The 13,720-nt window shown below is 42.7% G+C and carries 12 protein-coding genes; 8 read left to right on the top strand and 4 right to left on the bottom strand.

The features are described from left to right. Window positions 1-212 precede the first annotated feature (212 nt). Window positions 213-623 carry a hypothetical protein gene (locus tag ABID99_RS14720; RefSeq protein ID WP_090524634.1) on the top strand — a complete coding sequence of 137 codons (411 nt, stop codon included), beginning with the start codon at window positions 213-215 and terminating at the stop codon, window positions 621-623. Window positions 624-710: 87 nt separating this feature from the next. Here ABID99_RS14720 and ABID99_RS14715 read toward each other — a convergent pair whose 3' ends face one another. Further along, the gene (locus ABID99_RS14715; RefSeq protein ID WP_373614191.1) at window positions 711-2,054 is read right to left on the bottom strand and encodes an FAD-binding protein; all 1,344 of its coding nucleotides are present in this window, start codon (window positions 2,052-2,054) and stop codon (window positions 711-713) included. A gap of 251 nt (window positions 2,055-2,305) precedes the next feature. On the opposite strand from ABID99_RS14715, the gene ABID99_RS14710 reads away from it, so the two are divergent. The 4 genes from ABID99_RS14710 to ligD all read left to right on the top strand — a co-directional run bounded on the left by ABID99_RS14710 (window position 2,306) and on the right by ligD (window position 7,686). Beyond that, the gene (locus ABID99_RS14710) at window positions 2,306-2,950 is read left to right on the top strand and encodes a carbohydrate-binding family 9-like protein (protein ID WP_373614190.1); all 645 of its coding nucleotides are present in this window, start codon (window positions 2,306-2,308) and stop codon (window positions 2,948-2,950) included. A gap of 31 nt (window positions 2,951-2,981) precedes the next feature. After that, window positions 2,982-4,277 (top strand): sugar MFS transporter, encoded by a 1,296-nt coding sequence (locus ABID99_RS14705; protein WP_373614189.1) that lies wholly within the window; start codon window positions 2,982-2,984, stop codon window positions 4,275-4,277. Window positions 4,278-4,775: 498 nt separating this feature from the next. Further along, entirely contained in the window at window positions 4,776-4,952 is a 177-nt protein-coding gene (locus ABID99_RS14700; protein ID WP_175489907.1) for a DUF3606 domain-containing protein, read from the top strand. Between the two features lie 7 nt (window positions 4,953-4,959). After that, window positions 4,960-7,686, top strand: a complete 2,727-nt coding sequence (ligD, locus tag ABID99_RS14695) for a DNA ligase D (protein WP_373614188.1) — start codon at window positions 4,960-4,962, stop codon at window positions 7,684-7,686. Window positions 7,687-7,817: 131 nt separating this feature from the next. Here the strand turns inward: ligD and ABID99_RS14690 are convergent, their stop codons facing one another. Then, complete coding sequence (locus tag ABID99_RS14690; RefSeq protein ID WP_373614187.1) at window positions 7,818-8,324, bottom strand: hypothetical protein; 507 nt, start codon at window positions 8,322-8,324, stop codon at window positions 7,818-7,820. Between the two features lie 208 nt (window positions 8,325-8,532). Here ABID99_RS14690 and msrA point away from each other — a divergent pair, with 208 nt between their 5' ends. From msrA to ABID99_RS14675, 3 genes are all read left to right on the top strand, one after another. Next, window positions 8,533-9,141: a peptide-methionine (S)-S-oxide reductase MsrA gene (gene msrA, locus ABID99_RS14685; RefSeq protein WP_373614186.1), complete on the top strand. Its 609-nt coding sequence runs from the start codon at window positions 8,533-8,535 to the stop codon at window positions 9,139-9,141. Next, window positions 9,141-9,659, top strand: coding sequence for a peptide-methionine (R)-S-oxide reductase MsrB (gene msrB, locus ABID99_RS14680; RefSeq protein ID WP_188831636.1), 519 nt, complete (start codon window positions 9,141-9,143; stop codon window positions 9,657-9,659). The genes msrA and msrB overlap by 1 nt, the downstream gene beginning before the upstream one ends. A 148-nt stretch (window positions 9,660-9,807) precedes the next feature. After that, on the top strand, window positions 9,808-10,839 hold the full coding sequence (locus ABID99_RS14675) for a class I fructose-bisphosphate aldolase (RefSeq protein ID WP_188831637.1): 1,032 nt from the start codon (window positions 9,808-9,810) through the stop codon (window positions 10,837-10,839). A 47-nt stretch (window positions 10,840-10,886) separates the two neighbouring features. On the opposite strand, the gene ABID99_RS14670 is transcribed toward ABID99_RS14675, so the two are convergent. Then, window positions 10,887-11,984 carry an alginate lyase family protein gene (locus tag ABID99_RS14670; protein WP_373614185.1) on the bottom strand — a complete coding sequence of 366 codons (1,098 nt, stop codon included), beginning with the start codon at window positions 11,982-11,984 and terminating at the stop codon, window positions 10,887-10,889. 7 nt (window positions 11,985-11,991) lie between these two features. Continuing rightward, window positions 11,992-13,554, bottom strand: coding sequence for a M20/M25/M40 family metallo-hydrolase (locus tag ABID99_RS14665; RefSeq protein ID WP_254780048.1), 1,563 nt, complete (start codon window positions 13,552-13,554; stop codon window positions 11,992-11,994). Between the last annotated feature and the right edge of the window lie 166 nt (window positions 13,555-13,720).

The following is a 13,720-nucleotide window of genomic DNA, read 5'->3' as shown; positions in this document are numbered from 1 at the left end:
GAGTTGAAATAATAATTCGGACGATAAAGAGGCTTGAATGGGAGTAATCCAATACAATTGGCTACACAATTAGTGTGAAAAAGCATTCCGGGATAAGATCCGGAACGCTTTTTTTGTAAATAAGCCTTTAACAGGTGGTTAAGCAATAGGCTAAACCATTTTTGTGCATTATATTTGCTGACTGGTTACCTATTGCAATTACCTGGTAGAGTATGATTAAGCTTTTTATCGTGGGTTTTCCGCGGGACATGGAAGAAATTGAACTTGTTGAACTGTTCAGTGCTTATGGCACGGTAAGCACCGTGCGGATAATTACCGATAAAGACAGCGGCATTAGTAAAGGTTATGGTTTTTTAGAAATGACTGATGAGGCAGGCGCTCAACGTGCAATTGACGCTATGAATGGTGCTACTATCGATGAGCGTGAGATAAGCGTAAGGATAGCAGAACAAAAGCACCAGCCGCAACAAAAGCAGCAATTTTCAAAACCTAAGCCGGGTTTTAACAAAGTAAAGCCGCAAGGTTACAACAAGCCCCGCTTTCCGCGCGAAAATAACCGCTATGAGCAGCAGGACGCTGCGGCTCCGGTAAGAGCAAAACGCCCGCGCAGGCAACAGCCATAAGCTTTTTCAAAAAGCTTAAAGCAAATGCGTATGGCTAAAAGCTAATAAATTGATTTTTTAATTAGCAGCAGCCTTAGTCCATTGATTTCAGGAAGTATAAAGCTCGTTTGCTAAAAATTGGTTTCTGAATTTTCCATGCGGATCGTATTCGGTTACCAGGGCTTTAAAAGCATCCATCTTTTCGTAACGTGCTCCTAATGTTTTAGCAGGGATGGTAAAGATTTTACCCCAGTGTGGTCTTGCTTTAAACGGAGAAAGCTCCCGTTCAATTTGAGGGAGCAATTTCAACACAGCTTCTGTTTCCTGTTTCCAGGTAAAATGGATAGCCACCGATTTTTGATTATGGGCAGGGCTTATCCACAGGTCATCGGCGGCAATGGTGCGGATCTCGGTGATGAAAAGATGAGGGCCAATCTGCTTCCCTAATCGCGCCACTGCTTCGATAGCTTCAACGGCATGATCAAAAGGCACAAAAAACTCTGATTGCAGCTCCTTTCCGCTGCTTGGTGTAAAGCCCATTTTAAAATGCGGCAACCGCTCATACCATGGCCCCGGAACGCCCATTTGCTCGGTGCAGTTTTCGGCAGAAAGTCCTATAATTGGGTGCAGGTTTTTTGTAGCTGCTTTTGCTCCGTAAAATTCCCTCAGGTTTTCGCCTTTATCGGTACCCATCCGGCTTTTTATCCAAACTTCGTTAATATGGTCACTTTGCCAGTCGGTAAACAAGCTAACACTATACCCGGCCGAAACAATTTTTTCAAAATGCTGCTTTAGCTCGCTCATAGGCAAGCCCGTAAATACATATTGCTTCATCATATAAGTTGGCTGTATTTGCAGCGTAACTTTAGTAATTACACCCAAAGCTCCAAGCCCGACTACCACTGCATTTAGTTTGGCGGCATCTTTTGTTTTTGAAAGATGTACAATACTACTATCGGCCTTAACAATCTCTAAGCCGACCACGGCGCTTGAAAGATTGCCATTTTTTACGCCAGAGCCATGCGTGGCCGTTGTAATTGATCCTGCTACTGAAATGTGAGGCAAAGAGGCGAGGTTATGCAGCGCAAAGCCCTCTTTATCGAGATGCGGGGCAAGCTCGCCGTATTTTATACCTCCTTCAACCGTAACTGTATGATTTTGCTTGTCGATGGATACCACTTTGTTCAGGTCGCGCGTGGAGAGCAGGTTATCTTTACTGTCTGCGATATTATTAAAGCAATGCCTGGTGCCCAATGCTTTTATTTTATCGTGTTTATTAATGAGCTGCTGTACCTCTTCAACCGATTTTGGGTAAAATACATTGCCTGTGCTGTAAGTTAAATTACCCGACCAGTTTTGCAGGCGGGGTTGTTGCGCGAATGATTCGAATGATGATAATAAGGGAGACGCCATCAAGGTAGTACTTAATTGAATGAAAGTTTTTCTTTTCATAACAAATTGGTTAGTACAAGGTAGCTAATTATTGAACAGAAGTGAAGGGGAAATTATATGCAGCTTTTCAGAATTTACCTGGCTTTAAAAGTTTTTATATTTTTTTAATAAGTAAATAGAGATTATTAAATAATTTATAAACTTTTTGTTTATTTTGGTAGAAAAATTAACATTAGCGTATTAATTCTGCATGAATCATTGATTTGGGATGCGCTTTAGTAAATTGAAACCAAACATTTTATAAAATAACAGTGAAGGAAGTTTACGCCCCCTTTATTCCGGGTACTTACAATGAAAATAACCTTGATGACCTATCGGTTTTGCTCGAAAAAGGAAAAAAGTACGCTATCGATAATCTTTTATGGAGTGATACCGGATATTTCCCATCAGTTGATTTTTCAATAGCTCATACCGAAAATGGTATCGCCTTAAAATATTTTGTAGAAGAGCAGTATACACAGGCAACTTATAAAACAGTAAATGATCCGGTTTATAAAGATAGCTGCGTAGAACTTTTTATAAGTTTTGCTGATGACCAAAATTATTACAACCTGGAATTTAATGCCCTCGGGACCGCGTTGGTTGGCTTTGGTAAAGATCGTAACGATAGGGAAGCGGTACCTGATGATAAGGTGAGTGGTATAAAAACATTAAGTAATATCAAGTGGGCAAAAGACCCAGTCGGTTTTAACACTTGGGAGTTAACATTGTTAGTCCCTTTCTCCATTTTTGTTTATCACGATGTTAAAACATTGAACAGAACTACAAGCAAGGCAAACTTTTTTAAATGCGGCGATGACCTGCCCGAACCGCATTTTATAAGCTGGAGCAACATCGATAGCCCCGTACCTGATTTTCATTTGTCGCAGTTTTTTGGTACGGTAAAATTCATTTAAAATAAAATACCTCTAAATAAAATAACATACTATGGCCCAGGCAACAAGTTCAGTAATCGAATCGCCGGTAAAAAGATCAGCGATAAACCCAATTGTAATTATCGGCGCTTTATTTTTCATTTTTGGTTTTGTTACCTGGATGAACGGAACACTCATTCCCTACTTAAAAATAGCGTGCGAACTGAGTACAAAGGAAGCTTATTTTGTAACCACGGCTTTTTATATTGCTTACGTTGTTATGGGTATTCCCGCCGGGAAAACCATCAAAAAGTTTGGATTTAAAAACGGGATGGCCATAGGCTTGTTTGTAATGGCCATAGGCGCGTTGATATTTATTCCCGCTGCAATGACCCGTACTTACGGGATTTTTTTAATAGGCTTGTTTGTTCAGGGCACTGGGCTAACCGTGCTGCAAACCGCTTCAAACCCCTATATCACTATTTTGGGGCCTGTCGAAACTGCTGCCCGGCGGATCAGTATCATGGGGATCTGTAACAAGATCGCCGGCGCTTTAGCACCTGTTATTTTGGGTACTGTAGTACTCGCCAATATTGATTCGATAACCGAAAAGCTTAAAACTTTAAGTGCAGCAGAAAAAGCACTGGAGTTAAATGAGCTGGCATCAAGGGTGATTATGCCTTACAGTATCATGGTGGTAGTTTTGATTTTGCTGGCCATCCTTATTTATTTTTCATCATTACCCGAAATCAACACCGAGCATGAAGACGAAACGGTGGCTGCCGCAAATACCAATAAAACGAGTATTGTACAGTTTCCGCATTTGATGCTTGGCGTAGCAACCCTGTTTGTTTATGTAGGTGCCGAAGTTATTGCCGGCGATTCAATTTCACTTTACGGCACTTCTCAACATATCCCATTATCAACAGCTAAATTTTTTACATCATGTACTTTGATCTCCATGATCGTTGGTTACCTGGTTGGTGTTTTCTGTATCCCAAAACTGATCACACAACAAAAAGCGTTGGTAGCTTCGGCAATTTTGGGTATCATTTTAACCATTGCAACATTGTTAACCCATGGCTATGCATCGGTATTTTGTATTGCATTGCTTGGTTTGGCCAATTCGTTAATGTGGCCTGCTATATGGCCGCTGGCATTGGTGGGTTTAGGCCGCTTTACTAAAATAGCATCTTCATTATTGGTTATGGGTATTGCGGGCGGCGCTGTTTTACCCCCGCTCTACGGTTATTTTTCTGAAAAATTTTCGGCACAGTCTGCTTATACTTTACTCATTCCTATTTACCTGTTTATCCTTTTTTATTCTACAATAGGGCATAAGGCCGGCAGGCAAAACATAAACGCCTGATCGTAACATTCTTTTAAGCGTTTTATCTAAAAGCCTGGGAAGCGAAACTTCTCAGGCTTTGTTGTTTGAAACTGTCCTGAATGCGATTTAAAAACTGTTTATAGCGCCAATAAAAGGGGTTGGTTGTTTTGCCACTAATAATCGTTAAACAATCGTCGATACTCGAAATATGGTCAATTTTAATTAGTGGTGTCGGTGTAATTTACTGATGTTTAAATAGTTAGTAAATGGCACGCGGTATGTATCAGTTTTTTACAACAAACAAAATTAAAACATCTAAAAAATAACTATGGAAACATTTATATTCTGGGCAACCCGCTTAGTATTGCTTGCCTGCCTTGCCATACTGGTTTATATGATGATGCCAAACTACACCGAACAAAGTGATGGGTGGGAGTAAGCATGTGCTGATTAATAAATTTTATTACAATAATTTATTAATTAATAATCAAACCTTTAATTGGCCGATCTGTTAATATATCAATCATAAAACTAATCATGAACAACAGGAACAAAGCGGGATTGCATGACAACAGTCTCATCAATACCAGCGAAAATTATGAGGTTGAATACTGGGCAAATAAATTTGGTGTTCGCCCGGAAAGGTTAAAAACAGCGGTACGTGCCGTTGGAAATTCAGCCGCCGCGGTAGCCAAATTTTTGAACAACAAATAGTATCACTATGAGCCTGGAAAAATATGCGGAAAAACGCGATTTTAGCAAAACCCATGAACCTAAAGCGGGGAGGAGCAAAGACAAAGACCACCTGATGTTTGTGATCCAAAAGCATGATGCTTCGCGTTTACACTATGATTTCAGGCTTGAAATGGACGGCGTGCTGAAAAGCTGGGCTATACCCAAAGGCCCCTCAACCGATCCTAAAGTTAAGCGCCTTGCTATGATGGTTGAGGATCATCCTTTTGACTATCGGAATTTTGAAGGCCTCATCCCCAAAGGTGAATATGGCGGCGGTACCGTTATAGTTTGGGATGAGGGTACTTATGAGCCCATTGAAGAGATCAAAGGTAAAAAAGCCCAGGAAAAACACCTGCTTAAACAACTTGAGGCCGGCTCGGTAAAGATCAAGCTCCATGGCGAAAAGCTGGAGGGTGAATATGCCCTTGTTAAAACCCATGGTATGGGCGAAAACGGCTGGCTGCTCATTAAGCACAATGATCAATTTGCGTCGGTTAAAGATATTACCAAAAAAGATAAATCTATTCTTTCCGGCAAAACCATTGAAAGTATGGAAAAAACCAGCGAAAAGGTTTGGCAGCACGGGCATGAAGAAGATGTAGAAAAGCCTGAAAAAACAGGTAAAAAAAAAGTCCCGAGCGAACCCGTTGAACAACTGGAAAAGAAAGTAGACACTGATGATACGGAGGATTTTGATGTTGAGCAACTTCTGAAAAAAGCCCCTGAATCAAAAGCGCCAACTAACATAAAGCCAATGAAGGCCACCCTTGTAGACGAGCCTTTTGATGACCCCGATTGGCTTTACGAGGTTAAATGGGATGGCTACAGGGCCATTGCCGTGATCGACAAAAAAGGAGCGGAGCTGATCTCCCGTAATAATCTTCCTTTTGATAAATATTATCCAATTAATAAATTACTGAAAGACTGGCAGATCAATGCAGTAATTGACGGAGAGATCCTGGTATTGAATGATAAAGGAGTCTCCGATTTTGGAGCGCTGCAAAACTGGCGGAGCGAGGCCGATGGCAATTTGGTTTATTATGTTTTCGATATCCTTTGGTACGAGGGTAAAAACCTGATGGGATTGCCCCTTAAACAACGCCAGGCTATCTTAAGTGCGGTTCTTCCCACCAATGATGAGCGCATCCGTCAAAGCAAAGTTTTTGATACAGGCGGGATTGAATTTTTTAACGCCGCCGAAAGAATAGGCCTGGAGGGAATCATCGCCAAAAAGGCCAGCAGTGTTTATACTTCCGATCTTCGCTCAAAAGAGTGGCTCAAAATAAAAGTGCAGCGCAGGCAGGAAGTGATCATTGCCGGCTTTACCAAAAACGCGGGCACTTCCAAATCGTTCAGCGCGCTGGTGCTTGCTTTATATGATGATAAGGGCAAACTACAGTATGCCGGTAAAGTGGGTACAGGCTTTTCTGATAAACTGCAGAAAGAAATGATGGAACAGTTTAAGCCGCTTATTACCGATAAAAGTCCGTTTGAGGTGGAGCCTGATGTGGATAAGCCATCAAGGTTTAGGCCGCAGCGCTTAGGGGCTAAGCCCACCTGGCTTAAACCAGAATTGGTTTGCGAGGTGGCATTTGCTGAGGTAACCGGCGATGGGGTGTTCAGGCAAGCCTCTTTTAAAGGGATGCGTAGCGATAAAAAAACAAAAGATGTTGTACTGGAAACTCCGAAACATACAGCCGAAACGGTTGAGGAAGCCGAAGGAGCTGATAACGATACACACGCTAAAGCCATTAAACCCGTGAAAAATACTGACCGGAAAACTCTGCTTAATCCTAAAGATGAAACCCAGGTGCGCAAAATTTGCGGACATGAGCTTAAATTTACACACCTGAGCAAAGTTTACTGGCCCGAAGATGGTGTAACCAAGCGGGATATGTTCAACTACTATTACCAGGTCGCTGAATATATCTTGCCTTATTTAAAAGACAGGCCAATGTCGCTCAACAGGTTTCCTAATGGCATTCATGGGCCAAGTTTTTACCAAAAGGATGTGAAAGGTAAAGCCCCCGATTGGATCACTAAAACTTTCCCGTACACCACCAGCGAAGGGGAACATAAAGAATATTTAGTAGGTTCTGATGAATCTTATTTACTATGGATGGCATCACTGGGATGTATTGAAATGAACCCCTGGTTTAGCCGGGTACAATCGCCGGATAATCCTGATTACTGCGTGATTGACCTCGATCCGGATAAAAACACGTTCGACCAGGTTATTGCGGCCGCTTTGGAGGTGAAAAAAGTGCTGGACGCTATAGATGTACCTTCATACTGTAAAACATCGGGTTCAACAGGAATGCATATTTATATCCCGTTGGGCGCGAAGTATGATTATGATCAGTCACAGATGTTTGCGCGGCTCGTGGTGGGCATTGTTCACAAGCAAATTCCCGATTATACAAGTTTGGAACGTATGGTAGCCAAGCGAAATGGTAAAATGTACCTTGATTTTCTGCAGAACCGTCCGGGAGCTACCATAGCGGGGCCGTATTCCTTGCGACCTAAACCTGGTGCTACTGTTTCTATGCCCCTGCATTGGGACGAAGTGAAACCCGGGCTCACCATGAAAGATTTTACCATTTTTAATTCCATCGACCGCCTTAAAGAAACCGGCGACCTTTTTAAAGGTGTACTGGCAAAAGGCATCGACCTGGAAAAAACTATTAAGAAGGCGAAGAGTGTGTTTGAGTAAGCTATGTTAATCTATAGCAAAAAAAATATCATTGAAAAGAACGAAGCAATCCCAATACAGAACGGCTTTGCAAATCGGGGGTTGCTTCGTTCATCGTAATCATATTATCCTATCCTCATATATTTTAGTTGCTAAGCCACAGCAGCCGATAGTATTATTCCATTATGTGCATTCACTACACCGTTGGCATAGCCATTATTATCTATGAACATCTTTTCGTTTTCTATCAGGAAATGCGCTCCGCCAACAAAGAAATTTCCTTTAATGGTTAATACATGGTCAGGATGCTGCGCGTGGATCTCATTCAGCACATGGCTTGATAAACCGCTGTATTCATGCGGATCGAACTGATAAACGTCCAGCACAGGCTCCGCGTGTCCGGGTTGAAATACCTTAATACGGCCTTTAGTTACATCAAGGCGTATATCAGCGCCGTTTTCATTGGCATTAGCACTTATCCTGATCGTTTCGCCGTTAGGAGCGTTGATATTGGCCTCGATGGTAAGCACTTTACCTTTTTGCTCATTATAAAATGAAAGGATCCTCAAAAACTCAATATTACTAAGCCCATCGCTATAAGTAAGCGTATTTTGCTCGCACAAAAATATGGTAGTCCCAAAAATGAATGCATGTTTCATGACGGAAATTTTAATTGGTTAATTGATATTGATACAATTAGCAAAATCTCAAAATGTTTTAAATTTCCATTATTCTTTCGAAGTAAAACAGCATGTTTTGTCAAACAACTATCACAAAGCATTAATATGGTAATTTTGCTCAACGCTACCTATGTTTTTTACGTTAGTTGCTACAGATACGCATCGTATTAAAACCTATATGTTATACATGAAAAAAATAACTTGTTTCATAGCTGTACTGTTAACGGCTTGTTTCTCCGTGTCGGCATCTGCCCCTAAAAAAGTGTTAGATACCGCAACTTTTGCTACAGGGTGCTTCTGGTGCACCGAAGCTAAATTTCAGCAATTAAAAGGGGTTGAAAAAGTGATCTCCGGATTTTCCGGCGGGCATGTGGCCAACCCATCTTACGAGTTGGTTTGTACCGGTACAACCGGTCATGCAGAAGCTTGCAATATTATCTACGACCCGACAAAAATTACCTACGACGAATTGCTGGCTGCATTTTTTGTGGCGCATGACTCAACGCAATTAAACAGGCAGGGTAATGATGTAGGCACACAATACCGGTCGGCTATATTTTATCATAATGCCCGGCAAAAGCAAAAGGCCCAATATTACATTACGAAGCTGAATGCCGAAAAAGCTTATAAAGATCCGATAGTAACGCAGGTAGTTCCATACAAAGCTTTTTACAAGGCCGAAGACTATCACCAGAATTATTTTAACCAGAATGGCAGCCAACCATACTGTAAATATGTGATCCAGCCCGAACTGGAAAAGTTTAAAAAAGTGTTTAAAGATAAACTGAAGCAATAATGAAAGCGGTATTTATAATAGCAGCGCTGTTGTTTTTTACAACGGGAGTGTTTGCGCAGCAAGTAAAGACAATAAAGGGGCACGAAAACAACCCCTATTATTCCAATACCGATACAAAGCATTTGAATATATCAAATGCCGAGTGGAAAAAGATCCTGCCGCCTGCTTTGTACGCCACCGCGAGAGAACAGGAAACCGAACGCGCATTTACCGGTAAATACTGGAACAAGGATACTAAAGGCACTTATTACTGCGCGGTATGCGGCAATAAACTTTTTCGCTCGGATGCCAAATTTGCAAGCGACTGCGGCTGGCCGAGTTTTTATGAACCTGTGCGCAAAAACAGTGTAATTTATAAAGAAGATAACTCGTACGGCATGCAGCGTACGGAGGTGATCTGCGCCCGCTGTGATTCGCACCTGGGGCATATATTTGATGATGGTCCGCCGCCAACACATAAAAGGTTTTGTATGAACTCCGTTTCTCTTGATTTTGTACCTGAGGGATTTGGACTGTAAGCTGGTGTGACAATTATTAACGACCGGTTCTCTTTACATCAATTTACCTGCTAAAGTCATCCACAAGTAAAGCTGCAATATTCCATGCGCCGCTCAAAACAAGTATGAATTAACTTGTGTTATCCACCAACAACCAAGCAAATTACTTATGGAACTGCAAAGCCTGAAAGATATCGCAAAACAGCTGATGGCCGGTAATAAAGGCCTTTTGGCAATGGACGAAAGCACCGCTACCTGTAACAAACGTTTTAAAGCACTTAATATCCCGCAAACGGAAGAATACCGGCGAAAGTACCGCGAGCTGATTGTGACTACGCCGAGGCTTGAGGAAGCCATTAGCGGTGCTATTTTGTTTGATGAAACCATAAAACAAAGTACTGTGGATGGTAAGCTGTTTATAGATATATTGAAGGAGAAGGGCATTATCCCTGGCATTAAGGTAGATGAAAGCGCGAGGGATATGGATGGCTTTCCCGGCGAAAAAATCACTGAGGGCCTCGATGGCTTGCAGGAACGTTTGGCCGGATATTATGAAGCAGGTGCGCGTTTTGCCAAATGGCGGGCGGTTATAACCATAGGTGAAAATACCCCGACAAGTGGCAGTATCAAAGCAAACGCGTTTTTATTGGCCCGTTACGCTGCTATATGCCAGGAAGCCGGGATTGTTCCTATTGTGGAGCCCGAGGTTTTGATGGATGGAGATCACTCGCTTCAAACTTGTGCTGAAGTAACTAATGAGGTTTTGCATGCTGTATTTAACCAGTTGTACCAGCAAAGGGTAAATTTTGAGGGTATGATATTGAAACCCAATATGATTGTGCCCGGCATTAAAGCAACCCAACAGGATAGTGCTGATGTGGTGGCCGATGCTACCATCAATTGTTTTTTACGCTGTGTGCCTGCCGCTGTGCCCGGTATCGCGTTCCTTTCGGGCGGGCAATCGCCCGAACTGGCATCCGAACGGTTAAACGCTATGCATGTACGTTTTAAAGATAAAATGCCCTGGGCATTAACTTTTTCATATTCAAGGGCTGTGCAGCAACCTGCACTGGAAAAATGGGGCGGTAAAGATGAAAATATTGAAGAGGCACAAAAGCTGTTATATGAACGTGCCCATATTAATACAGTAGCCCGTGATGGCAAATATACGCCAGAACTGGAGAAGCATCCGGTAGCATAAAACAAAAACGCCGCCTTTTTTCGGGCGGCGTTTTTGTTGGCTTGTTTTTATAGCCCCTTAACTTTGTAATGGGTATAGGTAGTAAAACCTAAAAAAGTATTGTCGATAGGGACGCCAAGCGGTGCTTGTAAATCTCTTAAATATTTTAAGTTACCGGTATTGTAGTAGCCATAGGCAACCTCAATTCCCGGAAAAATTCGGCTGTTTAAGTTGCAGTAATCGCAGCCGGTTTTCTGCTCATAGGCTTTCCGCATAAAATCATATCCAAGACTGATGTTTTTATTGCCGATCTCCCATAAACTACTATCTCCCCTTATTTTGGCGATGGCAGCAGCATACGCATAGGCCGTTAGCGAATATTGATAATGAACGCAATCTTTACGAACGCATAGCTCAGGCAGGGTACCGTCTGCCTGAATGATGTTGGGCAATTCTTTTACCAACAAATCATACCCAGCACGATAAACCGAATCCTGATCTAAAAACACACCGATAGCCATTTTTGCATATCCGGCCGATGCATCCCAGTTGTTTTTATAGTCGGGGATCTTGCTGATGTAATTATCCTTTACATTGATAAGATATTTATTAAACTGCTCAATGTCAGCGGCCGTCCATCCCGCTGATTTACCCTTAACTTTATAATACCTGATAATCTCGGCGGCGGCAACAAAACACGGGGTAGTCCATGAAGCTTCCAAATCGGGTTGGTTTGGATTGGTTTTTCCTTCCAGCAAGCCATACTCCTTGAAAGCATATGCCCAACCGTTAAGTAAGCCTATCGCCTTTTTTGCATAATCAGCGTTACCGGTAGCAGCCCAGGCCAATGCAAAGGCGTACACCAGCTCGCAATCTTTTCTGATCTGCGTTTTTGACGGTGATGTAGCCCCATTTGAACCTACAACGATGGTGGATGGGAACGACGCCGGGTACTCATGATCTTTAATAAAATCCAGCACCTTTTGGTAGGCTGCGGTGCGCATTGTATCACCGGCCTTTAGTTGTGTGCTGATGAGGTCCAAACTGCCCCTGGTATTTAAAATACCAGGATGCACAAATTTGGTTTTATTGTTTTCCTGTGCCTGCAAACTAAAGCTTAAGAGCAGCAACAGGAATGTAAATAAGGCCGTTTTATTATATCTCATCTTCAGCCTACTTATCCAATCCGCCGCGGCGCGTTGCTTTAACCTGCGCCGGCCATTTAATGCCTTCGGTTTTGGTATTAACGGTTTTTTGCGGGTCTTCGCTGGCCATATAAGCCATGATGGCGGCTAAAATGGCATTGTTTTTCAGATCGTCGAAAACAACTTTATCATAAGTATCGCGGTTGGTGTGCCAGGTATATGATCCGTACGACCAGTTAAGCGAACCCAAAGAAAAGCCCGGCGCACCAACAGCTACAAACGATGCAAAATCAGACCCGCCACCGCCCGGCTGACCAGGAAATACGGTTTTGATCCGGTTTTTGATCGTATCAGGCACAGCGGCAAGCCATCTGCTTAAATAATCCTTAGCTTCCACAAAACCCTGCCCGGTAAGGTTTACTACGCGGCCGGTACCATTATCCTGATTAAACAGGGCTTGCAGATTACTAACAATTTCGGGATGGTCCTCAACAAAAGCACGTGAGCCGTTCAGGCCTTCCTCTTCGCTGCCCCAATGGCCTACTAATATGGTACGTTTTGGGTGAGGATAGAATTTTTTCAGCAGGCGCATCGCTTCCATCATGGTTAAGGTACCTGTACCATTATCAGTAGCACCCGTGCCGCCATCCCACGAATCAAAGTGCGCGCTCAGCATTACATACTCATTAGGTTTTTCGCTTCCTTTGATTTCGGCAATGGTATTAAAGGTTGGCACTACGCCTAATTCTTTTGATTCGCAATGAATACTGATCACCGGCTTGTTGCCTGATTCGCTCAGGCGGTAAAGCATACCATAATCTTCTAATGCAATATCAACCGTAGGCACAATTTTGGTATAAGCAGCAAAGATCTTATCAACCCCAAACCCGGCCGACCAGTTATTGGTCAGGATACCTGCTGCGCCCGCATTTTCCAATGCTACAGGCAAAGTTTTATTGGTAAACCCGGTTTTGCTGATGCGTTTTTTCCAGGCATCGGTTTGGGCGGTGCGTTCGGCTTTCATTTTGTCAAATGATTCCTTCAGGGCAAACTCCTGCCAGTTATAATCGGGCCTGCCGGTTGGCTGCAGCATGGAGATCATTACAAATTTACCCTTTACGTTGGGGAGCCATTGTTGAAAGGCCACCGAATCAGCCACATCCGGCAGAATAATTACTTCGGCAGTAGTGGTCTTTTTGCCCATGCCCGGGCTCCAGGCCAGTTGTGTGCCTTCTAATGATTTTGCCCTTGGCGATACCATATCAATATGCGAGATCCCGCGTTCCCAGCCGCGCCATTCGCCCCATTTTTCGTTTTTAGCCTGGATGTCCCAGCTTTTGTATTTAGCAACTGCCCAGTCGTTTGCCTGTTTCATTTGCGGCGTACCAACCAAACGGGGGCCGATACCATCAAACAGCTCATGCGCCAGCTTTTCCAGTTGAGAGTTGGTGGTTTCTTCGGTCATGATGCTGTTGATAACCGGGTTAGTTGATTGTGCCGAAGCTATACCGCTGCAAAGCAGCATGCCCAAAACAAAAGGCCTTGCCTTGTTCCAAAGGTTGTTGCAGGTATAATGGTAAATATGTTTCATAAGGTTAAAAATATGAAAAAGCGGATGAGGTAATACGTTTTATCTTAAACGATATTGGTAAGTAACATAAATATTGCAAAATGTTGAGTTGTTGACATGTTAAAATTTAATAGAATTTGTACCTGTAGGTTAAATTATTGTTATAGAATTAACAATAGGTTTACAT

It is taken from the genome of Mucilaginibacter sp. OAE612 (genome assembly GCF_041806395.1).
GTDB lineage: Bacteria > Bacteroidota > Bacteroidia > Sphingobacteriales > Sphingobacteriaceae > Mucilaginibacter > Mucilaginibacter rubeus.
Note: the sequence above shows the minus strand (reverse complement) of the source record. Positions and strands in the feature narration are given on the sequence as shown.

What these genes read in the sequence shown, in the direction of transcription:
- ABID99_RS14670 (WP_373614185.1), bottom strand. Translation starts at nt 11,984, where the DNA reads ATGAGATATAATAAAACGGCCTTATTTACATTCCTGTTGCTGCTCTTA.
- ABID99_RS14690 (WP_373614187.1), bottom strand. Translation starts at nt 8,324, where the DNA reads ATGAAACATGCATTCATTTTTGGGACTACCATATTTTTGTGCGAGCAA.
- ABID99_RS14700 (WP_175489907.1), top strand. Translation starts at nt 4,776, where the DNA reads ATGAACAACAGGAACAAAGCGGGATTGCATGACAACAGTCTCATCAAT.
- ligD (WP_373614188.1), top strand. Translation starts at nt 4,960, where the DNA reads ATGAGCCTGGAAAAATATGCGGAAAAACGCGATTTTAGCAAAACCCAT.
- ABID99_RS14665 (WP_254780048.1), bottom strand. Translation starts at nt 13,554, where the DNA reads ATGAAACATATTTACCATTATACCTGCAACAACCTTTGGAACAAGGCA.
- ABID99_RS14715 (WP_373614191.1), bottom strand. Translation starts at nt 2,054, where the DNA reads ATGAAAAGAAAAACTTTCATTCAATTAAGTACTACCTTGATGGCGTCT.
- ABID99_RS14720 (WP_090524634.1), top strand. Translation starts at nt 213, where the DNA reads ATGATTAAGCTTTTTATCGTGGGTTTTCCGCGGGACATGGAAGAAATT.
- msrB (WP_188831636.1), top strand. Translation starts at nt 9,141, where the DNA reads ATGAAAGCGGTATTTATAATAGCAGCGCTGTTGTTTTTTACAACGGGA.
- ABID99_RS14705 (WP_373614189.1), top strand. Translation starts at nt 2,982, where the DNA reads ATGGCCCAGGCAACAAGTTCAGTAATCGAATCGCCGGTAAAAAGATCA.
- ABID99_RS14675 (WP_188831637.1), top strand. Translation starts at nt 9,808, where the DNA reads ATGGAACTGCAAAGCCTGAAAGATATCGCAAAACAGCTGATGGCCGGT.
- msrA (WP_373614186.1), top strand. Translation starts at nt 8,533, where the DNA reads ATGAAAAAAATAACTTGTTTCATAGCTGTACTGTTAACGGCTTGTTTC.